At 70.4% G+C, this 22,086-nt stretch carries 20 protein-coding genes; 11 read left to right on the top strand and 9 right to left on the bottom strand.

Features of this window, described 5'->3' with window-relative positions; genetic code table 11:
- Positions 1-3: 3 nt before the first annotated feature.
- The 3 genes from FHS23_RS04340 to purD all read right to left on the bottom strand — a co-directional run bounded on the left by FHS23_RS04340 (position 4) and on the right by purD (position 3,959).
- Entirely contained in the window at positions 4-1,824 is a 1,821-nt protein-coding gene (locus FHS23_RS04340; protein ID WP_183648109.1) for a magnesium chelatase, read from the bottom strand.
- 97 nt (positions 1,825-1,921) lie between these two features.
- On the bottom strand, positions 1,922-2,458 hold the full coding sequence (locus tag FHS23_RS04335) for a PE domain-containing protein (RefSeq protein ID WP_183648106.1): 537 nt from the start codon (positions 2,456-2,458) through the stop codon (positions 1,922-1,924).
- A 238-nt stretch (positions 2,459-2,696) separates the two neighbouring features.
- Positions 2,697-3,959 carry a phosphoribosylamine--glycine ligase gene (gene purD / locus FHS23_RS04330; protein ID WP_183648093.1) on the bottom strand — a complete coding sequence of 421 codons (1,263 nt, stop codon included), beginning with the start codon at positions 3,957-3,959 and terminating at the stop codon, positions 2,697-2,699.
- Positions 3,960-4,101: 142 nt separating this feature from the next.
- On the opposite strand from purD, the gene FHS23_RS04325 reads away from it, so the two are divergent.
- The gene (locus FHS23_RS04325) at positions 4,102-5,256 is read left to right on the top strand and encodes a glycerophosphodiester phosphodiesterase (protein ID WP_183648089.1); all 1,155 of its coding nucleotides are present in this window, start codon (positions 4,102-4,104) and stop codon (positions 5,254-5,256) included.
- 153 nt (positions 5,257-5,409) lie between these two features.
- Here the strand turns inward: FHS23_RS04325 and FHS23_RS04320 are convergent, their stop codons facing one another.
- Positions 5,410-6,696: an adenylosuccinate synthase gene (locus FHS23_RS04320; RefSeq protein ID WP_183648086.1), complete on the bottom strand. Its 1,287-nt coding sequence runs from the start codon at positions 6,694-6,696 to the stop codon at positions 5,410-5,412.
- A 102-nt stretch (positions 6,697-6,798) separates the two neighbouring features.
- Between FHS23_RS04320 and FHS23_RS04315 the strand changes: the two genes are divergently transcribed.
- The 3 genes from FHS23_RS04315 (at position 6,799) to FHS23_RS04305 (ending at position 9,744) form a co-directional block, all read left to right on the top strand.
- Positions 6,799-7,482: a hypothetical protein gene (locus FHS23_RS04315; RefSeq protein WP_425501076.1), complete on the top strand. Its 684-nt coding sequence runs from the start codon at positions 6,799-6,801 to the stop codon at positions 7,480-7,482.
- A 101-nt stretch (positions 7,483-7,583) separates the two neighbouring features.
- Positions 7,584-8,222 carry a GmrSD restriction endonuclease domain-containing protein gene (locus FHS23_RS04310; RefSeq protein ID WP_183648083.1) on the top strand — a complete coding sequence of 213 codons (639 nt, stop codon included), beginning with the start codon at positions 7,584-7,586 and terminating at the stop codon, positions 8,220-8,222.
- A gap of 235 nt (positions 8,223-8,457) precedes the next feature.
- Positions 8,458-9,744 carry a lipase family protein gene (locus FHS23_RS04305; protein ID WP_183648080.1) on the top strand — a complete coding sequence of 429 codons (1,287 nt, stop codon included), beginning with the start codon at positions 8,458-8,460 and terminating at the stop codon, positions 9,742-9,744.
- A gap of 112 nt (positions 9,745-9,856) precedes the next feature.
- Here FHS23_RS04305 and FHS23_RS04300 read toward each other — a convergent pair whose 3' ends face one another.
- From FHS23_RS04300 to fbaA, 3 genes are all read right to left on the bottom strand, one after another.
- A complete protein-coding gene (locus FHS23_RS04300; protein ID WP_183648077.1) occupies positions 9,857-10,267 on the bottom strand; it encodes a DUF3151 domain-containing protein in 411 nt (136 codons plus the stop codon).
- 192 nt (positions 10,268-10,459) lie between these two features.
- The gene (locus FHS23_RS04295; protein WP_183648074.1) at positions 10,460-10,615 is read right to left on the bottom strand and encodes a hypothetical protein; all 156 of its coding nucleotides are present in this window, start codon (positions 10,613-10,615) and stop codon (positions 10,460-10,462) included.
- Positions 10,616-10,676: 61 nt separating this feature from the next.
- A complete protein-coding gene (gene fbaA / locus FHS23_RS04290) occupies positions 10,677-11,705 on the bottom strand; it encodes a class II fructose-bisphosphate aldolase (RefSeq protein WP_183648071.1) in 1,029 nt (342 codons plus the stop codon).
- Positions 11,706-12,360: 655 nt separating this feature from the next.
- Between fbaA and FHS23_RS04285 the strand changes: the two genes are divergently transcribed.
- A complete protein-coding gene (locus tag FHS23_RS04285; protein ID WP_221218948.1) occupies positions 12,361-13,530 on the top strand; it encodes an MFS transporter in 1,170 nt (389 codons plus the stop codon).
- A gap of 108 nt (positions 13,531-13,638) precedes the next feature.
- On the opposite strand, the gene FHS23_RS04280 is transcribed toward FHS23_RS04285, so the two are convergent.
- Positions 13,639-14,469, bottom strand: a complete 831-nt coding sequence (locus FHS23_RS04280) for an LLM class F420-dependent oxidoreductase (protein WP_183648068.1) — start codon at positions 14,467-14,469, stop codon at positions 13,639-13,641.
- A gap of 527 nt (positions 14,470-14,996) precedes the next feature.
- Here FHS23_RS04280 and FHS23_RS04275 point away from each other — a divergent pair.
- The 5 genes from FHS23_RS04275 to FHS23_RS04255 all read left to right on the top strand — a co-directional run bounded on the left by FHS23_RS04275 (position 14,997) and on the right by FHS23_RS04255 (position 20,544).
- Positions 14,997-15,878, top strand: coding sequence for a short-chain dehydrogenase/reductase (locus FHS23_RS04275; RefSeq protein WP_183650838.1), 882 nt, complete (start codon positions 14,997-14,999; stop codon positions 15,876-15,878).
- Between the two features lie 203 nt (positions 15,879-16,081).
- On the top strand, positions 16,082-16,567 hold the full coding sequence (locus FHS23_RS04270) for a pyridoxamine 5'-phosphate oxidase family protein (protein WP_183648065.1): 486 nt from the start codon (positions 16,082-16,084) through the stop codon (positions 16,565-16,567).
- Between the two features lie 43 nt (positions 16,568-16,610).
- On the top strand, positions 16,611-17,564 hold the full coding sequence (locus FHS23_RS04265; RefSeq protein WP_343053630.1) for an esterase/lipase family protein: 954 nt from the start codon (positions 16,611-16,613) through the stop codon (positions 17,562-17,564).
- A gap of 87 nt (positions 17,565-17,651) precedes the next feature.
- Complete coding sequence (locus tag FHS23_RS04260; protein ID WP_183648063.1) at positions 17,652-19,316, top strand: helix-turn-helix domain-containing protein; 1,665 nt, start codon at positions 17,652-17,654, stop codon at positions 19,314-19,316.
- A 115-nt stretch (positions 19,317-19,431) separates the two neighbouring features.
- Positions 19,432-20,544 (top strand): NDMA-dependent alcohol dehydrogenase, encoded by a 1,113-nt coding sequence (locus FHS23_RS04255; protein ID WP_183648060.1) that lies wholly within the window; start codon positions 19,432-19,434, stop codon positions 20,542-20,544.
- 92 nt (positions 20,545-20,636) lie between these two features.
- On the opposite strand, the gene FHS23_RS04250 is transcribed toward FHS23_RS04255, so the two are convergent.
- On the bottom strand, positions 20,637-20,915 hold the full coding sequence (locus FHS23_RS04250; RefSeq protein ID WP_183648047.1) for a YciI family protein: 279 nt from the start codon (positions 20,913-20,915) through the stop codon (positions 20,637-20,639).
- Positions 20,916-21,189: 274 nt separating this feature from the next.
- Between FHS23_RS04250 and FHS23_RS04245 the strand changes: the two genes are divergently transcribed.
- Positions 21,190-21,879, top strand: coding sequence for an RNA polymerase sigma factor (locus FHS23_RS04245; RefSeq protein ID WP_246381315.1), 690 nt, complete (start codon positions 21,190-21,192; stop codon positions 21,877-21,879).
- The last annotated feature ends 207 nt before the right edge of the window (positions 21,880-22,086 follow it).

Raw genomic sequence — 22,086 nt, 5'->3', positions numbered from 1 at the left:
GCCTCACCGCTGTTCCGAGTTCGGGTCGCCGATCGTGTCGGGAGCGACCATGCGCTGGTCGGAGAACAGGTCCTTGTCGTCGACTCCGTACCGGCGCACGTGCGTGTCGTCGCCGTCGCCCTCCTGCGGTGCGGCCTTCTGCATCATGCTGCGCCGGTCCTGCTCGGACTTCGGCGTCTGGTTCTGCTGTGCACGGGACTGTTCCTCGGGCAGGTCCCCGATCTGCGCCTGGTGCGGTGAGCGCGGCGCACCGCCCCGGCCTGCGCCTCGTTCGCTGTCTCCTGCCAACGCGCCGGCGATACCGCCCGCGGCCACGGCGCCCGCGGCACCGCCGACGTCGTTGGCGCCGAACCCGGCCGCCTTCGGCGACGCCGTCGTACCGCCTCCGCCGGGCGCCGCCGTGCCGCCGACGACCGGTGCGACACCGAAGGACTTGCCCTTCTGCAGGTCCTGGTCGCCCGACACCGGCGCACCCGCCTTACCGCCGACCATGCCGGGAGGCGGCACCGCCGCGCCGCCACCGCTTCCGGGAGCGGGTGCACCGGTGACGGGACCGGGCGCGGGAGCGACGGGCGAGGCACCGCCCGCCGAGGGGAACTTGCCCACACCGGACTGGCCGCCCGGCTGGCCCGGCGTGGCGGGTGTACCCGGATTCGCGGGCGTTCCCGGGGTCGACGGTGTGCCGGGCGCCGCGGGTGTGCCGGGCGCTACCGGACTGCCGGGCGTGGCCGGTTTCCCGACCGCGCCGGCAGCGCCGCCGGCGGACGGCGCGCCCGGGTTTCCCGGCCCCGCGCCGGGGCCGCCCGGCTGGGCCGTGCCGCCGGGGTACTGGGTCGAACCGGGGTACTGGGGAGATCCCGAGTACTGCGGCGAACCCGAGCCCGATCCGGGACGCGGCACGTTCACGTAGCCGTATCCCGGGTTCGGCGACGACGTCACGGGGGCGCTCGGGGACGGCGCCGTCGACGACGGCGCCGTACTCGGATTCGGAGCCGGCTGGGCCGAGCCGGTCCCGGGTGGCGGGGCGAGCGGAACGCCGGGCTGCACGGGCGACTGGACGGGCTGCGGGGAGTGGTGGATCGGGGCGGGCGCCACGGGACGGTCGGCCGGCGCCGCGGGTGGCGCCACCGGGTGAGCCGCGCCCGCCGACTCGGTGCGGTCGGACGGCGCGTCCGCGGGCACGTCGGGCACGTCGGGCGAGTGCGGCGGCCCACCGGCGTCGACCTCGGTCGGCACGTCCGACACGACGGCCGACAGCGACTTGGGGGCACTCAGCTGCGGCAGATCCGAGAGGTTCTCACCGGACGCGCTCGCGTAGCCGTTGAGCGCCTCGAGCGCCTGCGCCCGCGCCTCCTGCCCCTGGGCGACACGCTGGGCGTTGTCGGTCTCGAAACCGAGGAGACTGCCGACCGAGTCCATGAGGCCGTAGCCGCCGGATCCCTGCCGGAGCGACTCGGCGTCGGGGAGCTTGTGCACCGTGCGGTTGAACGCCTCACCCTGGGCGAAGACCTTCTTCGCGCACACCTCGACCTTGGACTGGGCCTCCTGGGAGAAGTCGGCCTGCCCGGTCATCCACCGGAACGCCTGGTCGCCCGCATCGCCACGCCACTCGACACCGAGCTTGCCCAGTTCGGTACGCAGCGCCTGCTCGGTCTCGTTCAGGGCCTTGCCGACGGCCTTCAGCGCGTTCACGGCCTCACCGATGCCGCCTGCACCCGATCCGCTGCGGAACACCTCGACCTCGTCCGCCAGCATGTTGTTGGTGTAGCCGTCGAACCGGTGGTTGCGGATCTCGTTCGCACGCTGCGAGACATCCATCGCCATGTCGATTTCCCTCTACTTCCGCTTCGACCGCACGGTCGAGAAGACCTGGACAGCGTCGCCCGCCCGGCGCAACCGCCGGAATCGGACCGGACCGGTGTCAGCCCGGAAGGCCGCGTCCGCCACCGAGGGCATCGGCCTTCTCCTCGTCGGATTCTGCGTACTTCTCGCCCGCCCGGCGCAGCTGGGTCGCCAGGGACCGCAGATCCTCGACGTAGGTGCGCGCGTGCGCGGCGTAGGAGTCCTCGGGAGCGCTGACGACGTCGTTCCACGCCGCGATCGCGTTCTTCGACACGATGTCCTCGGCAGGCGCGGGGATGTGCAGCGAACCCAGGTGCTCCGAGAGCTTCTTCTCCAGGGCGTCGGCCTGCGCCTCGATGACCCGCGCCACCTCGGCGACCCGATCCGGCGCGACGTCGATGTCCGCCGCCGACGGCACCGAAGGGACGACACCGGCACCGGGCGCGATGTTCGGACCACCCGCGTCGGGGGAGCCGTTGGCCGCTGGGAGAGCGTCGCCGGAGCCCGCGCCGTTCGAACCGTCCGCATCGCCTCCGAACGCGACGTCACCCGCGGCGAACGCGGCCTCCGCGCCTGTCGGCCCGTCGAAACGCGTCTCGCTCACCTCTGACGGCATGCGCACCCCCTGTAACGGCCGGTAGTCGTCCGGTATCCCACGCAGGCTACCAACCAGAATGTGACAGTGACCCGAACTTTGACGAGACCCGAACTGTGACGAGCTCGTCCGGCCGACGGTTCCCTCCGATCGTCGGGATCTCCACCGGCGGCGGACGTCGTCTCCCAGACGCGCCGGACAGGCCGGTCGGCGAACGGCTCGGCGGTGCACCCCGACCCTCGGTCCGTGCCTCGGCGGTTCAGGCCTCCGGGACCGACACCTCGCCGCGGGCCGCTCGTACGGCGATGTCCGTGCGGTGGTGTGCACCGGCGAGGCTCACCCGGGAAACCCGCTCGTAGGCCTCGGCCCTGGCCGCCTCGAGGTCCGGACCGGTGCCGACCACCGACAGCACTCGGCCGCCACTGGAGACGACCGCACCGTCCTCCCGCCTGCGGGTGCCCGCGTGGAGCACGCCCTCGGCCTCCCCGCCGGTGATGACGTCTCCGACCAGCGGCTTGCCCGGGTAGCCGTCTGCCGCCACCACCACCGTCACCGCGCTGCCGTCGGCCCATTCGAGCGACGGCTGTTCGGCGAGCGTGCCGGTGGCGGCGGCGTGCAGCAGCCCGGCGATCGGCGTACGCAGCAACGCCAGCACGGCCTGTGTCTCGGGGTCGCCGAACCGGCAGTTGAACTCGATGACCTGCGGGCCGTCGCTCGTGAGCGCCAGCCCCGCGTACAGCAGGCCGGTGAACGCCGAGTCACGCTCGGCCATCTCGTCGACCACGGGCTGGATGATCCGCTCGACGACGTCGCCGACGAAGCCGTCCGGAACCCACGACAGCGGGGCGTAGGCGCCCATGCCGCCGGTGTTCGGGCCGGAGTCGCCGTCGCCGACGCGCTTGAAGTCCTGCGCGGGCAGCAGCGGCACCACGGTGCGTCCGTCGACCAGGCAGAACAGCGACGCCTCCGGGCCGTCGAGGAACGACTCGAGCACCACCGGGTGGCCGCCGTCGAGCAGCATCAGGGCGTGCTTGCGCGCCTGCTCGACGTCGGTCGTGACGACGACCCCCTTGCCCGCCGCGAGACCGTCGTCCTTCACGACCCAGGTCGGGCCGAACCGGGCGAGCGCCGCGTCGAGGTGCGCCGGGTTGTCGACGACCTCGCTGTGCGCGGTCGCCACCCCCGCGGCGGTCATGACCTCCTTGGCGAACGCCTTCGAGCCCTCGATCCGCGCCGCAGCCGCCGACGGGCCGAAGCACGCGATGCCCGCCTTGCGGACGGCGTCGGCGGCACCGGTGACGAGCGGCACCTCTGGGCCGATCACCACGAGGTCTGCCCGCCACTGCTCGGCGAGGGCCGCGATGGCCGACGGGTCGGTCAGGTCGACACCGAGCGGCTCGGCGAGAGCCGCGGTGCCGGCGTTGCCGGGCGCGCAGGCGATCGCCGTCACCGCCGGGTCGTGGGACGCGGCGAGAACGAGGGCGTGCTCGCGGGCTCCGGAGCCGATAACCAGGAAGCGCACGATTCCTCAGCGTAGACATGCCCATCTCCGCTCGTTCATCGGCATGTACCTCCGTGGCTGCCACGCTGTCGCCGAGCGGTCGACCGCGGCCGCGAATGTGGGCGAACATCCCCACCGGATCGAGAGAGGGCAGCGACGACTCATGGCATTCATCCCCCGATTCCGTAAGCGCCTCGGCGTGGCGGCGCTCGGCGCACTGGCGATACTCGCCACCACCGGCGCGGTCCCCGGAGCCGCCCAGTCCGGACCCTCGCGGGCCGAGACGGCCCGGTCCGACTCCGCCCACGGCCGCGGCGGAGCGCACGCCGACGACCGGATCGTGGTCGGCCACCGCGGCGCTTCCGGCTATCGGCCCGAGCACACGCTGGCCTCGTACGAACTGGCCGCCCGCATGGGTGCCGACTACATCGAGCCCGACCTCGTCACGACCTCCGACGGCGTGCTCGTCGCGCGGCACGAACCGGAGATCGGCGGAACCACCGACGTGGCCGACCGGCCTGAGTTCGCCGACCGCAAGACCACCAAGATGGTCGACGGCGAGCCGATGACCGGTTGGTTCGCCGAGGACTTCACGCTGGCCGAGCTCAAGACGCTGCGGGCGAAGGAGCGGCTGCCGGAGATCCGGCCGAACAACACCGTCTACGACGGCCGCTTCGAGATCCCCACGCTGCAGGAGGTCATCGACCTCTCCGAGGAGCTGAGCCGTGAACTGCACCGGCCGATCGGCATCTTCCCCGAGACCAAGCACCCGACGTACTTCCAGGAGCAGGGTCTCGCGCTGGAGCCGAAGCTGGTGGAGGCGCTGAACCGCAACCACCTCAACCGCCCCAACGCGAAGGTGCAGGTGCAGTCGTTCGAGGTGGGCAACCTCAAGGAGCTCGACGACGAGCTGCGAGTGCCGCTGGTGCAGCTGACCTCGGCCTCCGGTGCGCCGTACGACTTCGTGGCCTCGGGCGACCCGCGGACGTACGACGACATGACCACACCGGAGGGCCTCCGCGAGATCGCCACGTACGCCGACGGACTCGGGCCGTCGGTCTCGCAGATCATCCCGCTGGACGACGCGGGCAACTCCACGGAGCCGACGTCGCTCGTCGACGATTCCCACGCCGCCGGGCTGAGCGTCGTGCCGTGGACCTTCCGCGCCGAGAACGAGTTCCTTCCCGCCGACTACGACTCGTCCGACGACCCCGCGGAGTGGGGCGACTCCCTCGGCTGGGCCAAGGCGGTCTGGGACACCGGCATCGACGGCCTGTTCGCCGACCACCCGGACGTCGTCATCGAGGCGGCGGAGTAACTCCGAGGCATCCGGCTGCCCCCACGGGCACCTTCGGGGGACTCAACGCCCCCGAGGTGCCCGTGGGGGCGTTTCAGTGTTCGCAGGGGACGTCGCCGGGGGCGGCCACGTTGCCACGGGATTCCGGCTCGTGCGGGCGGGCGCGTACGGCCGTCAGGCGAACTCGTGGCGGACGATCGTCTGCTCGCGGCCGGGACCGACGCCGATCGCCGAGATGCGCGTGCCCATCAGCTCCTCGAGCCGCTCGACGTAGGCCTGCGCGTTCTTCGGCAGGTCCGCGAAGGTGCGGCACTCGCTGATGTCCTCCCACCAGCCCGGCAACTCCTCGTACACCGGCTTCGCGTGGTGCACGTCGGTCTGCGTCATCGGCATGTCGTCGGTGCGCTCGCCGTCGACGTCGTAGCCCACGCACACCGGCACGGTCTCCAGTCCGGAGAGGACGTCGAGCTTCGTGAGGAAGTAGTCGGTGATGCCGTTGACGCGGGCGGCGTAGCGGCCGATCACGGCGTCGAACCAGCCGGTCCGACGGGAACGCCCCGTGGTGACACCGAACTCGCCGCCGGACTTGCGCAGGTTCTCACCCGCCTCGTCGTCGAGTTCGGTCGGGAACGGCCCCGAGCCGACGCGCGTCGTGTAGGCCTTGAGGATGCCGAGCACGGTCGTGATCCGCCCCGGCCCGATGCCCGACCCCGCGCTGGCGCCGCCGGACGTCGGGCTGGACGAGGTGACGTACGGGTACGTGCCGTGGTCGACGTCGAGCAGCGTGCCCTGCGAGCCCTCCAGCAGCACGGTCTCGTCGCGTTCGAGCGCCTTGTTCAGCTCGAGCCGCGTGTCGGCGATGCGGTGCTGGAACCGTTCGGCCTGCTCGAGGACCGTGTCGGTGACCTCGGCGGCGTCGAGCCCCTTGCGGTTGTAGACCTTCACCAGCACCTGGTTCTTGAACTCCAGTGCCGCCTCGACCTTCTGCCGCAGGATCTTCTCGTCGAGCAGGTCCTGCACGCGCACGCCGACGCGCGCGACCTTGTCCTGGTAGCACGGTCCGATGCCCCGGCCCGTGGTGCCGATCTTGCGGCTGCCCAGGTAGCGCTCGGTGACCTTATCGATCGCCACGTGGTACGGCATGATCAAGTGCGCGTCGGCGGAGAGCAGCAGCCTGCTCGTGTCGATGTCGCGCGCTTCGAGGCCTTCGAGCTCGTCCAGGAGCACGCCCGGGTCGACGACGACGCCGTTGCCGATGACGTTCGTGACGCCCGGCGTGAGGATGCCGGACGGGATGAGGTGCAGCGCGAAGTCCTGTCCGTCGGGCAGCACCACGGTGTGTCCCGCGTTGTTGCCACCCTGGTAGCGCACCACCCAGTCCACCTTGTCGCCGAGCAGGTCGGTGGCCTTGCCCTTGCCTTCGTCGCCCCATTGGGCACCGATGAGCACGATGGCCGGCATGTGAAACTCCAAGGTGTGAGGTGGCTGTGGATGCTGCTTGACACTGACGTCCGTCGGTGACTGTCGAAATGCCGGTACATGAGCCTAACCGAGGGGTGATCCGTGCGGGGACTGGTACTGCTCTGCGGAGGCGTTGAACTGGGGTTTCACCTTCCGGAGGGGGTCGACGAGGCGAAACTGCCGCCGCGTCCGGGCAAGGCGGACGTGGACTCGCTCCTGGACTCGGGCGAGCAGCGACTCGTGGTGGTCGGGGACGACGCCGACCTGTCCGCGGTGGCGCTGCGGCTGCTGCGGAAGAACCGGCTCGACGACGTGTCGGTCGGATACGTGCCCACCGAACCGTCGTCGCAGGTGGCGAACCTGTGGGGGGTGCCGACCGACCGGGCGCGGGCGTTCGACGTCGCGTTGTCCGGCGAACCACGGGGCGTGCCGTTGGTCCGCGACGACGCGGGCGGCCTGTTGTTGGGACACGGCGTCGTGCGGCAGCCGCGCGGCGTCGGCTACTGCGACGACACCGAGGCGCTGCGCGGCGAGGCCGCCCTGCTCGAGGTGCGGCCCGACCCGGAGGCGGGCAGCGACACGGCGTCCGGCGGGCTGCGCGTCACGATCACCAGGGGAAAGCTGCTGAAACGGCGGCGGACGTTCGCGGGGAGGGCGTTCCAGTTGGGCGGCGGTGACGTCGTGCCCGAATCCGACGGCGTGGCGTACCCGCGGACCATGTCGCGGTGGACCTGGTACCGGCACACTCACGACTTCCGTCTGGTTCTGCCCCCGACCTCGGTCTGAATCCGCCCGGGGTTAACGAGATCGTTACCTCTCTCGGAGACATTCGGAAAGTCCTTCACATCGCTGGACGACCTCATGTTCCCCGCTGAGAGGTGCCTGTCGTGACCCTTCCCCGCAAGTTCCGCAACTCCGCACTCGCCGTGGGTGCCGCGACCGCGCTCACGCTGTCACTGACGGGCACGGCCGTGGCCGAACCGCCCGGCATCCCCACTCCCACCGAGGCCGAGGCACAGCTCGCCGAGCTGACCGTGGCCGAGGACGGCTCCATGGACGGCTACGACCGCGACCTGTTCCCCCACTGGAGCAGTCACGAGGACAACTGCAACACCCGTGAACTGGTGCTCGAACGCGACGGCGACAGCGTCGAGACGGGCAACGACTGCTACCCGACCGACGGCGACTGGTACAGCGAGTACGACGGCGAGACGTCCAGCGACCCCGCCGAATTCCACATCGACCACGTGGTGCCGCTCGGCAACGCCTGGGTTTCCGGGGCCTCGGAGTGGACGACCGACGAGCGCGAGGCGTTCGCCAACGACCTGTCCGCGCCGCAGCTCATCGCCGTGTCGAGCGGCTCCAACACGTCGAAGAGCGACGACGACCCTGCGGAGTGGCAGCCGTCGGTCGAGGAGTACCACTGCACGTACGCCTCGATGTGGATCACCGTGAAGCACAAGTACGAGCTGACGGTCGACGACGCCGAGCACGCCGCCCTCGAGGACATGCTCGCCACCTGCTGACGGCGAACGTTCTCGCCCCCAAGGGCACCTTGGTCGCTCCCGCCCGCCGGCCCGACCACCGCCCCCCAAGGGCACTTTGGCTGCGTTGAATGCAACCAAAGTGCCCTCGGGGGCGCACTTCGCTACCCCGAACGAGTGAGTTCCCTACTGACGAGTAGGGAAACCTTGATCTCACACCTCCCCGCGGCTAGAACAAGTTGCCGACACCGTCGTCACATCCCAGCCGGGGAGCCTCATGCGATCAGCCCGCAGGGGACGCCTCACCGCGTCTCTCGCCACCGTCGCCGTATCCGCCGTCGCCGCGTCGATCCTGGTCACCACCCCGGCGGCCGCAGCACCGACCGGGGCCTCAACGCCCGCCGGGGCGACCTCACCCGCAACTGCGGCGAGCGACGAGTTCTACACACCGCCGTCCCCGCTTCCCGACGGCGAGCCCGGGGACGTCGTCCGGCACGAGGAGACCGCGTTCTTCCTCGACCCGCTCAAGCTGACCCGCGCCCCCGCCGACGCGCAGCGCGTCATGTACCGCAGCACCGACACCCACGGCGACGCCAACGCGGTCACCGGCACCGTGCTCACGCCGCACCGGGAGTGGAGCGGCCCCGGCGAGCGCCCGATCGTCGGGTACGCCGCGGGCACGCAGGGCATGGGCGACCACTGTGCGCCGTCGAAGGCCATGGCCGCGGGCATGGAGTACGAGGGCGTGTTCATCGCGGGAATGCTTGCGCAGGGCTACGCCGTCGCCATCACCGACTACGAGGGTCTCGGCACGCCCGGTGTCCACACCTACGTCAACCGCAAGGCGACGGCACACGCCGTGCTCGACATGGTTCGCGCGGCCCGGCAGCTCCCCGACGCGGATCTACCGTCGGACGGCCCGGTGCTGACCGCGGGGTACTCCCAGGGTGGCGGGGCGTCGGCGGCCGCGGCTGAGCTGCAGCCGTCCTACGCCCCGGACGTCGACCTCATCGGTTCGTTCGCGGGTGCCCCTCCGGCGGACCTGTCCGCGGTGGCCGAACAGCTCGACGGGCACTACGCGTCGGTGTTCCTGCTGTTCGCCGTCGCGAGCATGCACGAGGCGTACCCGGAGCTGGGCATCGAGGACATCCTGAACGAGAAGGGCCGCGAGGTGCACGAGCAGGTCGAGGAGCGCTGCACCGGTGACGGTCTGCTCGGGCACCCCTTCACGCGCACGTCGGAACTGACGGTCGACGGCAGGCCGATCGGCGACTACCTCGCGGAGGAGCCGTTCCACAGCGCCGTCGAGGAGCAGCGCATCGGCACGTTGAAGCCCGAGGTGCCCGTGTATGTGGCGCACAGCCGACTCGACGAGATCGTGCCGTACGCGCAGGGCCGTGACACGGCGCGGTCGTGGTGCGAGCAGGGCGCGACGGTGCAGTTCGACACGCTGGCCATCCCGACGCACGTCGGCGGTTACGTGAGCGCCTACCCGCGGGCGTACGCCTGGCTCGACCAGCGCGTCCGCGGCGAGGCGGCACCGACCAACTGCGGCGAGTTCTGAGCACCGGCCCAGGCGAAACGAACGGGCCGCCGGGGAGCTTTCCCGGCGGCCCGTCGTCGTCGGCCTCCCACGCGGCGCATGGCGCGCGCAGGGGCTGCGCGGTCGAGGAACTTCAGCCGAGTCCCGTGGCCTCGACGGAAGCGGGGTCGGAATCGAGGAGCAGCTGCTTGCAACGGTCGTACTCGTCGGTCTCGCCGACGCGGCCTGCGGCCTTGGCGAGCGCGGCGACGCAACGCAGGAAGCCCTGGTTCGGCCGGTGCTCCCACGGCACCGGGCCGAAGCCCTTCCAGCCGGAGCGGCGCAGCTGGTCGAGACCCCGGTGATAACCCGTGCGGGCGTAGGCGTAGGCGTCGACGACCTCGTTCTCACCGAGGGCGCGCTCGGCGAGGGCGGCCCAGGCTTCGCTGAAGTCGGGATGCTCGGCGGCGACCTCGCTCGGCTCGGTGCCCGCGTCCAGCGCGGCTTCGGCGTCGGGGCGCTCCGGGAGCGTGGTGGGATCCGGTTCGAGCAGGTTGTGCGTCATGCCGCCATTGAACCACCGACCCTGCGGCCGCGGGGCGCCCGCAGGGGCACAGTGATCGCGGCCGCAGCCCCGGCAGGCGCGCGGCTCGTCGAAACAGCACCGTCACACCTGCCAGGGCCGTCGCAGGGCACCAGCGTCCGCCGCCCCAGCCCTTGCCGGTTCAGGAGCCCTGCCGTTTCAGAGCCTGCCGTTTCAGAGCAGCAGGGACAGCGACGAGGCGACGGCCATCAGCACGAGACAGCCGACCAGGACGATCGCGATGAGGCGTTTCGACATCACGCCGCCACTGTGCCCGACCACGAAACGTGCCTGCAGTCGTCCCCCGAACGTGAATGCCCCCAAGGCCACCTTGGGGACGTTGAATGCCACCGAAGTGCCCTTGGGGGCGTGAGACCGGGCTGCGCCGGGGTCAGAGCTTCTTGCCCGCCGACTTCAGCGCTTCGGCGGACTCGACGACACGCTGGGCCATCGCGCCCTCGGCGACCTTGAGGTAGCTGCGCGGGTCGTAGGTCTTCTTGTTGCCGACCTCGCCGTCGATCTTGAGCACGCCGTCGTAGTTCTTGAACATGTGCTCGGCGATGGGCCGCGTGAAGGCGTACTGCGTGTCCGTGTCGACGTTCATCTTCACGACGCCGTACGACAACGCCTCGTGGATCTCCTCGAGCAGCGAACCCGAACCGCCGTGGAACACCAACTCGAACGGCTTCGAACCGGCGGACAGGCCGAGCTTCTCCGCCGCGACGGCCTGACCGCGCTTGAGCACGTCAGGACGCAGCTGCACGGCACCCGGCTTGTACGCGCCGTGGACGTTGCCGAACGTCGCCGCCAGCAGGTAGCGGCCCTTCTCGCCGGAACCGAGCGCGTCGACGGTCTTGGTGAAGTCACCCTCGGCGGTGTACAGCTTCTCGTTGATCTCGTTGGCGACGCCGTCCTCTTCGCCGCCGACCACGCCGATCTCGACCTCGAGGATGATCTTGGCGGCAGCCGACTTGTCGAGCAGCTCGGAGGCGATCGACAGGTTCTCGTCGAGGTCGATCGCCGAGCCGTCCCACATGTGCGACTGGAACAGCGGGTTCTTGCCCGCGTTCACCCGCTCCTGCGAGATGTCGATCAGCGGGCGGACGAAGCCGTCCAGCTTGTCCTTCGGGCAGTGGTCGGTGTGCAGCGCGACGTTGACGTCGTACTTGTCGGCGACCACGTGCGCGAACTCGGCCAGCGCCTTCGCGCCGGTGACCATGTCCTTCACCTTCTGGCCCGATGCGAACTCGGCACCACCGGTGGAGAACTGGATGATCCCGTCACTCTCGGCCTCCGCGAACCCGCGGATCGCGGCGTTGACGGTTTCCGACGAGGTCACGTTGATCGCCGGATACGCGAACTCACCCTGCTTCGCGCGGTCCAGCATCTCGGCGTAGACCTCAGGTGTGGCGATGGGCATCGTTGTCCTCCTCGGGGCGGCGTGGCATGCGACTGTGTCGTCAGCCGCATTCCCGGTCGTCTTCCGGTTGACTCGTTCTCGCGGGCGGCGCCGCTCAGGTTTCGGCGCCGGGCTCTGCAGACCCGGATCCTACGAGCCACAGCCTGGCATCACCCGGTGACACGGTGAAGCCCGGTATCGCCCCGACGTGGTCTTTTTCGCAACATCGATTCAGGTTTCGATTCAGAACAGCCGAGCCCGCCCTGCCGTACCGCCTCCCCACACTTCGGGAGGGCTGGAGCGGGCGGAAACCATGCGCCCGGATCACGTCGACGCGGGGTCGAGACGCCGCCCGCTCCGGCTCCACGGTCACCGCGGCAGCCGACCCGTCAGCAGGGTACGACGGCCGACATGACCGGCGAGACGACTGCAACGAATCGGGGAATCGTGGTGGTCGTTCTCATAACCCGATCAACCCTGCGCCGAATTATCATTGCTTACGGCAAACATTGAGGGGCAGGTCATGACGTCACGGATGAAGGGATCCGACTCGACGACCACAACCGGCTCACCGGCCGGACCCACGGATGCCGCACCCCCTGACTCCACACCCCCGGATTCGCCCTCCACCGCGGCCGGTTCCCGGGAGCCCATCTGGTCCCGCGATCTCGCAGTCGTGTGGGTCGTCAACTTCTGCCTGGCGTTGGCCTTCTACGGCCTCGTCACGATCATGGCCGTCTACGCGGTCACGCGGTTCGCCGTCTCCGATTCGACCGGCGGCCTGGCGGCGAGCATCTTCGTCGTGGGCGCCACGGTCGCGCGACTGTTCGCGGGTGGGCTCGTCGACCGGCTGGGCAGGCGCCGCGTGCTGTGGGCGGGGCTGGCCGCGTGCGCGGCGGTCGCAGCGCTGTATCTCGTGGCGAGCTCGCTGCCGCTGCTGCTCGCGGTGCGCGCCACGCACGGCGTGCTGTTCGCCGTGACGAGCACCGCCGCGATGACACTCGCCCAGGCGCGGATCCCGTCCTCGCGACGCAGCGAGGGCACGGGCTACTTCGCGCTGAGCATCACGCTCTCGACCGCGATCGGCCCGTTCATGAGCCTCGAGGTCGTGCACTCGGCGGGCTACGACACGTTGTTCTGGTCGATCTTCGCCACGCATGCGGCGGCCTGCCTGCTGGCGCTGCTGATCAGCGCGAAGGACGAGCCACGGTCGCAGCCGGCAAGGGAACGCACCGTGCGCGGCGTGCTGACGTCCATGGTTCATCCGGCCGTGCTGCCGATCGGACTGTTCATGCTGGTCATCGGCTGCGTCTACTCGACCATCGTCACGTATCTGAACTCCTACACCGCCGAGGAAGGCCTCGAGCGCGGAGCGAGCCTGTTCTTCGTGGCCTACGCGACCGTGATGTTCGTGAGCCGGTTCGTCATGGGCAGACTGCAGGACCGGCGCGGTGACAACGTCGTCGTGTACTCGGCGATCGTGGTGTTCGCGGGCGCGCTGCTGCTGCTGGGAACGGCCTCCGCGGACTGGATGATCGTGCTGACGGGCGCGCTGACCGGATTCGGCTTCGGCACGATCAACCCCGCGTGCCAGGCGGCCGCCGTCTCGCGGGTGCCGCAGGAGCAGTTCGGAGTGGCGATCTCGACGTTCTTCCTGATGCTCGACGGAGGCGTCGGACTCGGGCCCGTCGTGTTCGGGCTGATCGCCGAGCGGGCGGGCTATTCGGCGATGTTCCTCGTCCTCGCGGGTGTGATGCTGCTCAGCGCCCTGTTGTACCTCGCCGTGCACGGGCGCAGGTCCGACGCCCGGCACGGCCGCGCCGCCACCGTCGCGGCACACGCCTAGCCCGGGGCCCGGTACGGCGCGGCGCCCGCACCACATGCCGTACGACGTGTGATGACGGGAGCGGCTTCGCACACCGGCGGAGCCGCTCCCGTCGTCGACCGTTCGAGGTTACAGCAGGTGCTCGGCGAGCTCCCGGTAGGTGGGCAGCGGGTCGTCGTTCATCGGGAGGTTCTGGATGCTGACGTGGTCCGCACCGGCCTCGATGTGCTTCGTGAGACCCGCCGCGATCGTGGCGGCGTCGCCGTGCAGACCGAGCTGGTCGATGAGTGCGTCACTGCCACCGTCGTCGATGTCCGATTCGGACCAGCCGAGGCGCTTGAGGTTGTTGCGGTAGTTGACGAGCCCGAGATACGGGTTGTTGATAGGCGGCCGCGCGGCGGCGCGGGCACGCTCGGCGTCGGTGTCGAACACGACCTTCTGCTCCGGCGCGAGAAGCACACCCCGGCCGAGCAGCTCGCGCGCCTCGCGGGTGTGCTCAGGCGTCGTCAGGTACGGGTGTGCACCGAGTGCGCGCTGGGCCGACAGCTTCAGCACCTTCGGGCCGAGCGCTGCGAGCGCCCTGCCCTCGGCGGGAACGCCCGCCTCGTCGAGCTGGTCGAGATAGGAGACGATCTTGTCGTAGGGCTTCTGGTACTCCTGCTGCGCCTCGGGGTGGCCGACGCCCACTCCGAGCAGGAACCGGTCCGGATGCTTGGCCGCGATCCGCAGGTACGACGCGCCGACCGTCGGAGCGTCGTCGGTCCACATGTTCACGATGCCGGTCGCGATCGTGATCGTCGACGTCGCGTCGAGCAGCTTCTCGATGTGCTCCAGGTCGCCCGGCGGGTTGCCACCCAGCCAGATCGCGCCGTAGCCGAGCTTCTCGATCTCGCCCGCCAGCTCCGCGTCGACGCCGTTCCACCAGCGCCAGACTCCGTACTTGCCAAGATTCACTGCCATGCCCGTGGCAACGCGCCGGTCCCGGCCGTGTGTTCCGCGGTATGACCATCGTCGCTGAACGGGATGTCGTCCCTCCGAACCTCGCTGGCGACACGTTCGTCTGGACCGCGACCGAGAGCGAGCGCGAGTCGTTCGCACGGGGGAGTACCGCGACGGCGGCGACAGTGGACAGTCCGCCCGCCGGCGGCCGAAACGTCCTACTTGGACGATCGTGGCAGGTGTGCACCGGCGGTGCCCGCCGACGTGGCGACGGCTCACGCCGCGTCGGTCACCGCGGTCTGGCTCGGCCGACCGGTGGCTCGACCGACGTTCGCCGCGCCCATCGCCAGTACGCGCAACCGCCGTCAGCTCGACCTGCTCGCCTCGGCCCGGCTCGAACCGCCCACCGGCCAGCTGCGCGCGATCAGCACCACCGCAGCTCACCTACCGAGCAGTAGCCTACTGGGAGTAAGTTGCGGTACTGTCCCGGGTGACAAGCATCCGAGGAGGCAACAGTGACGTTCCTGTCCGGCGGCAAGGGCGACAACCTGAAGAACGTGAAAGACAAGGTCGTGCTGATCACGGGCGCGGCCCGGGGCATCGGCGCCGGCCTGGCCGAACGCCTGGCGGCCGACGGCGCCAAGGTCGCGCTCGTCGGACTCGAGGCCGACGAGCAGGCCAAGGTCGCCGAGCGGATCGGCCCGAACGCGCGGTCCTGGGAGGCCGACGTCACCAGCTGGGACGCGCTCGAGAAGGCCACGGCCGGGGTCGTCGAGCACTTCGGCGGCATCGACATCGTGATCGCCAACGCGGGCATCGCCAGCACGGGTTTCGCCCGCTCGATCGACCGCGAGGCCTACGAGAAGGTCTTCGAGGTGGACCTGCTCGGCGTGTGGCGCACGTTCCGCGTCACGATGCCGCACGTCATCGACCGCAAGGGCTACCTGCTCGCGATCTCGTCGTTCGCGGCGATCGCGCACGCACCGGGACTGTCGAACTACGCGGCCGCCAAGGCCGGCGTCGAGGCGTTCTGCAACAGCCTCCGCGCGGAACTGCAGCACCTCGGCGTGCGCGTCGGCGTGGCGCACCCGACGTGGATCAAGACCGATCTCGTCGACAGCGCCGACTCGCACCCGGTGTTCGGCAAGCTCCGCACCGGCATGCCCGGCCTGATGGGCAAGACGTACCCGCTCGACCTGGCGCTCGACCAGCTCACCGCGGGCATCCGCAAGCGCGAGCGGGTCATCCACGTGCCCAAGTGGGTCGGCGCGATGAAACTGATCCGGGCGATCGTCCCGCCGATCATCGAGTTCGGCTCGCGGTTCCAGGGCGTGGCCAAGGCCGACGAGGCCGCCCTCGAGGACATCGCCAAGCGCGGTTCGCGCGAGGCCGCCCTCAACGGCCACGGCGGCCGAGCCGCGATCAAGTAGCCACCGCCGGTGAGTGCCCCCAGTGCACCTCGGGGGCATGCGTCGAGCACTGTCACGTGGAGCGTGACCGGTGGGGTGGCGGTGGGAGACGGGTGGGAGCCCCGAATCGTCCCCTCGCGCCACCACGGTGAGTGATGTACGCCGCACACCGGCGCCTCGTGATCGGGAGAGAATTCGTCGCAACCGTCGACAGGAGGACACCGTTGTCCCGCCGCGATCAGATCCGCATGTCCGACGACGAGATCCGCGCGTACTTCGCCGAGCAGCGCGTCATCAACGTCGCCACGATGAACCCGAACGGCAGGCCGCACCTGGCGCCGCTGTGGTACTTCCCGCGGGAGTCCGACGCCCAGGACGTACCCGCGCTCGTGACGTGGACGTACCGCAAGTCGCAGAAGATCGCGAACCTGCAGCGGCTCCCGCAGGCGACGGTGCTGATCGAGTCCGGTGACACCTACGAACGGCTCCGCGGGGTGTCGATGGAGTGCGACGTGACGTTCGTCGAGGACACCGGCGAGACCGCACAGATCGGCACCGCCCTCGCGATGCGGTACGCCGGCCTCGAGGGCGAACCACCCGAGGAGCTCGAGGCCGGCATCTCGTACCAGGCGCCCAAACGCGTGGGGCTCAGCTTCACCCCCACGAAGATCGTCAGCTGGGACCACACGAAACTCGGCGGCGCGTACTGAAACGCCGCGTTCCGGTCATCGAATACGCTCCCGTCCGTCAACGGTGACGAACGGGGGAGACGGCATGGGCCTCGGCACACGACGGCGACGGATCGGCGCGCTCGCCGCCGCGATCGGCCTGGTACTCGGACTGGGCACGCAGGCGCAGGCTTCGGAGCGGGAGCCGACCGGTCCTGCGCAGCCGAACATCGTCACCGCGCTGGCGTACTCGATGGCCCGGCCCACCGTGATGCCGCCGCACACCAACGACTGGGGTTGTGAACCGAGCGCCGAACATCCCAATCCGGTCCTGTTGTCCAACGGCACGCTGGTCAACTCCTACGCCGACTGGGCGGGACTGTCCGGAGAACTGGCCGACGCCGGGTACTGCGTGTTCAGCGCGAACCTCGGCGGCGCGGAGGGCAGTCCGATCCAGACCGTCGCGCCCGTGGCTGAGACGGCCACGCAGCTCGCGGAGTTCGGCGACCGGGTCCTCGCGGCGACCGGCGCGGACCGGCTCGACGTCGTCGGCCACTCGCAGGGTGGGATGAACCCGCGCTACTGGATCAAGTACCTGGGCGGTGCGGCGAAGATCGACCGGCTGATCGGCCTGGCCCCTTCCAACTACGGCACGGACCTCTACGGCCTGCTCACCCTCGTCCAGCGGGTGCCGCCGCTGCGTGAGCTGGTCGGCATACCGTTCCCCGCGTTCAACGACCAGGAGGAGCACTCCGAGTTCCTCGCCGACCTCAACTCCGGCGGCGACACGGTCGGCGACGTGGACTACACGGTGATCCAGACGAAGTACGACGAGGTGGTCACGCCGTACTCGAACGCGTTCCTCGAGCCTGCCCCGAACGTCGAGAACATCCTGCTCCAGGACCTCTGCCCCGCCGACAGAACGGACCACCTGGGCATCACCTACGACCCGATCGCCGCACGGCTGGTGCTGAACGCGCTGGATCCCGCCGACGCCCAGCCGCCCCGCTGCCGGTTCGTACCGCCCGTGCTGTCCTGACGCGGCGGTTGACCCGTTCGCGGGGCTGCATCGGCGAGCTCCGAGCTGCGATGATGAACGCCGGAACCACTCAACGAGGAGTGTCCGGTGACGCTACGAGCCGAGATCGCGCAATCCTGGCGGCGTGCCGAGCTGTCCGGGTTGAGGCCCGACAGTCCGGCCGACCGGCTCGCGGGTGTCGATGTCGCCGACATCGACACCCGCAGTCGGCTGCTGCGCGCCGCCGACCCGGTACTCGACGAGGTCTCCCGGCACCTGCACGACACCCGGTTGTCCGTGCTGCTCGCCGACCGTGACTGCCGCATCGTCGCCCGCCGCTACGGCGACAGGGCGCTCGAACGCGCGCTCGACGCCGTCAGCGCCGTACCCGGCTGCCGCTTCTCCGAGGAGGTCAGCGGCACGAATTCGCTGGCCACGCCGTACGAGGTGCGGCGAGGCATGGCCGTCCACGGTGACGAGCACTTCCTCGACGCGTTGAAGCCGTTCACCTGCTACGGCCATCCGATCACCAACCCGGCGACCGGCAGGCTCGAAGGAGTCCTCGACATCACGGGCCTGGTCGAGGACGCGAACCCGCTGCTGGCGCCGTTCCTGTTGCAGGCCGTGACCGACATCGAACGGCGCCTGCTCGACGGTTCGAACCTGGCTCAGCAACGACTACTGGCGGCGTTCCAGGCGGCGCAACACCGATCGGCGGCCGTGCTGGCGCTCGGCGAGGACGTGGTGCTGGCCAACAGCGCGGCCGTGGACCTCGTGGATCCGGCCGACCATCCGATGCTGCGCGACCTGTCCCGCACACGGCGCGGCGTGCGGCGGATCCGGCTGTCGTCGGGCACCGAGGTCGAGGTGCGCATGGAGGCGGTGTCGGTCAACGCGGGGATGCTGTTCGAGCTGGCGCCGCTGCGGCCCGCGTACTCGGCGGCCACCCGCCGACGGTCGGCGGAGAGCGTGGTGCCCGCCGACATCGAGGACCGGCTGCGCCGCAGCGCCCAGGTCCGCCGCCGGGTGCTGATCACTGGCGAGCCCGGCACCGGCCGCGGCGCGGCGACGGCCGTACTGGCCGGGTCCGACCCTGTCGCTCGCGTCGACGCAGGCGACATCACGCTGCTCGGCGAGGCGGAATGGGTGCGGCGACTCGACCGGCTCGCGGCCTCGCACCAGGGCCTCGTCGTGGTGCGGGACGTCCACCTGCTGCCGTCGTTGCCCGTGAGCAGGCTCGCCCGACTGCTCGACGAGACGTCGGCGTGGTTCGCATTCACTGCACGTACCGGCGATCCGGCGCACACGGGCGGTACGCGGTCCGACGGCGAGGTGGACGGCGCGCTGCTCGCGCGGGTGCACCGGAGGGTCGAGCTGCCGCCGTTGCGGGCACGGCGCGGCGACATTCCGACCCTGGCCAGGGCGGTCCTGGCCGGCGTGCGCCCGACCGGTACGCCGCGGCTCACGGCCGGCGCGCTGGAGCTGCTCACCGCGCAGCCGTGGCCGGGCAACCTGCGGGAGCTGGAGACGGTGCTGACCGACGTCACCGAAGGCCGGTCCGCCGGCGACATCACGGCACGTGACCTTGCGCCGCTGTGCCCGGTGACGACCACCGCGCCCGCGTTGTCCGGCTGGCAGCAGGCCGAGTACGAGGCGATCACCCGCGCGCTCGCCGCCGTCGGTGGGAACAAGGTGCAGGCGGCCCGCGACCTGGGAATCAGCCGGTCGACGCTGTACAACCGCATCCGCACGCTGCACATCACCACCGGCTGACGAGGCCGACACCAGGCACGCGTGTGCAAAAGCTGCACACCCGCGCGGCATCGGACCGGCCGACAATTCCGAGGTGCACACATTGCAATGACGCAATTCGGATTGAGGAGTCACCGTGAAGACGAAGGCAGCGGTTCTGTTCGACGCGGGTAAGCCGTTCGAGATCATGGAGCTCGATCTGGACGGACCCGGCCCCGGCGAGGTGCTGATCAAGTACTCGGCCGCGGGGCTGTGCCACTCCGATCTGCACCTCATCGACAACGACCTGGTGCCGCGGTTCCCCATCGTCGGCGGGCACGAGGGCGCGGGCATCATCGAGGACGTCGGGCCCGGCGTGACGAAGGTGGCGCCCGGTGACCACGTCGTGTGCAGCTTCATCCCCAACTGCGGCACCTGCCGTTATTGCTCCACGGGCAGGCAGAACCTGTGCGACATGGGCGCGACGATCCTCGACGGCCACATGCCCGACGGTTCGTTCCGCTTCCACGGCGGCGGCAACGACGTCGGCGCCATGTGCATGCTCGGCACGTTCTCCGAGCGCGCGACCATCTCGCAGCACTCCGTGGTGAAGGTCGACGACTGGCTGCCGCTCGAGACCGCGGTGCTGGTCGGCTGCGGCGTGCCCAGCGGCTGGGGCACCGCCAACTACGCGGGCGGCGTGCGCGCAGGCGACACGGCCGTCGTCTTCGGCATCGGTGGCCTCGGCATCAACGCGGTACAGGGTGCCGCCGGCGCAGGCGCGAAGTACGTCGTCGCCGTCGACCCGATCGAGTTCAAACGGGAGACGGCACTCAAGTTCGGCGCCACCCACGCGTTCGCGACCGCCGAGGAGGCCACCGAGAAGATCACCGAGCTCACCTGGGGCCAGATGGCCGACCAGGCCCTCGTCCTCGTCGGCACCGTGGACGAGCAGGTGGTCAGCGAAGCGTTCAACGCGGTCGGCAAGGGCGGCACCGTGGTCATCACCGGGCTGGCGAACCCCGAGAAACTCACGGTGCACGTCTCGGGCGGGGTCCTGACGCTGTTCGAGAAGACGATCAAGGGCACGCTGTTCGGCTCGGCCAACCCGCAGTACGACATCGTCAAGCTCCTACGCCTCTACGACGCGGGACACCTCAAGCTCGACGAGCTCGTCACCACGAAGTACACGCTCGAGCAGGTCAACGAGGGCTACCAGGACCTGCGCGACGGCAAGAACATCCGCGGAGTCATCGTCCACGACACGTAGGCGACGCGCCCGCGTCTCGGCCCGCTTCCCGTCCGGGGAGCGGGCCGCGTGTCGTTCTCGCCCGCGGCCGCCGGCTCACGCGGGCGAGAACGTCAGTCCGGCAGCCAGGAACCGAGGACGGGCTTCCACTCGCGGACCGTGCGCTCGGCCAGCGCGCCTTCCAGGTGGTACGGGTCGGCGTCCAGCAGGGCCTGGAGCTCGTCCCGGTCGGCCGCCTGCATGACGATCATGCCGCCGACGTTGTCCTCCAGCGGCCCCGCCAGCGCCACGACGCCGCGTTCGGAGAGGTCGGCGAGGTACTCCCGGTGCCGCGACCGCACGTCCACGTACTTGTCGCCGTCGTACCGCGTCTCAACCACATACCAAGTCATGCTCCGAAGATAGGGCCGCGCGGAGCACGTCGTTGAGGGGTGGCGGTCGGGTGAGGGGCCGGCCACAGGCGCGGAGCGCGCCGTGAGGGGCGATGGCCGGGCGCAAAGCGGTGGCCGGGCGCAGAGCGGTGGCCGGGCGCGGGCCCCTCGCGTGACGCGCGGTATACGGGGGTGGAAGTCGGCACCGTCACCTTGGCGGGAATCCTGGGTCGGGCATCCGCGGACCCGATACGCTGATCGCGCGGTGAGGTCCCCGGCACCGAAGGACGGTTCGATGAGCAATGCCGAGCGCGGCGCAGCCGGCGGTGCCGCCGACGGCGGCGCCGCCGGTCAGGGCGACGCGGCCGGTCACGGCGGCGTGCCCGGCGGCGGTGCACCCCGTGACGGTGGTGCGACGAACGCCGTCGAGCAGACCCTCCGGCACCTGCGCACGCTCGACGCGCCCGTCGAGGAGGCCGACGACGCGCCGTCCCAGGGTCCGCTGACGCTCGAGGACCTCTACCTGCAGCACCGGATGCGCCTGGTGCGGTTGGCGATCCTGCTGGTCGACGAGCCCGCGACGGCCGAGGACGTCGTGCAGGAGGCGTTCACCGGACTGCACCGCAACTGGGCGAAGCTCCGCGACGCGGCGGCCGCGGTCGGGTATCTGCGCGCGGCGGTCGTCAACGGGTCACGGAGCGTGCTGCGGAGGCGCAAGACGGCGCGCGAGTACGTCCCGCCGCACGCGGTGAACGCGCGGTCGGCCGAGAGCCTGGCGATGTTGTCGACCGAGCACCAGGCAGTGGTCAAGGCGTTGTCGAAGCTGCCGCCGCGACAGCGTGAGGTATTGGTGCTGCGCTACTACGGCGGCCTGTCGGAGGCGGAGATCTCCGAGGCGACGGGCATCTCGAAGGGCACGGTCAAGTCGACGGCCAGCCGGGCGCTCGAGGCGCTGCAGCGCACGATGCCCGATTCGAAACGCTGACCCGATACGCCGCGCAGCTCCCCGGGAAGGCTCACCCGCCGGGGGCGAAACCGTCGGCCCGGTGGCGATCGACGAGTCCCGGGTGGTGGACACCTTTGTCGCCGAACCGCCGGACGTCCCGCCCGGGTCGGTGAGCCCGCTACCCGTCACGCGCAGTGCCTGCGAGCAGCGCGACGAGAACCACGACGTGTTCCCGGTCTTCCGATC

The organism is Prauserella isguenensis (assembly GCF_014191605.1).
Taxonomy (GTDB): Bacteria; Actinomycetota; Actinomycetes; order Mycobacteriales; family Pseudonocardiaceae; genus Prauserella; species Prauserella isguenensis.
This window is presented reverse-complemented; position numbering and strand designations above follow the sequence as displayed.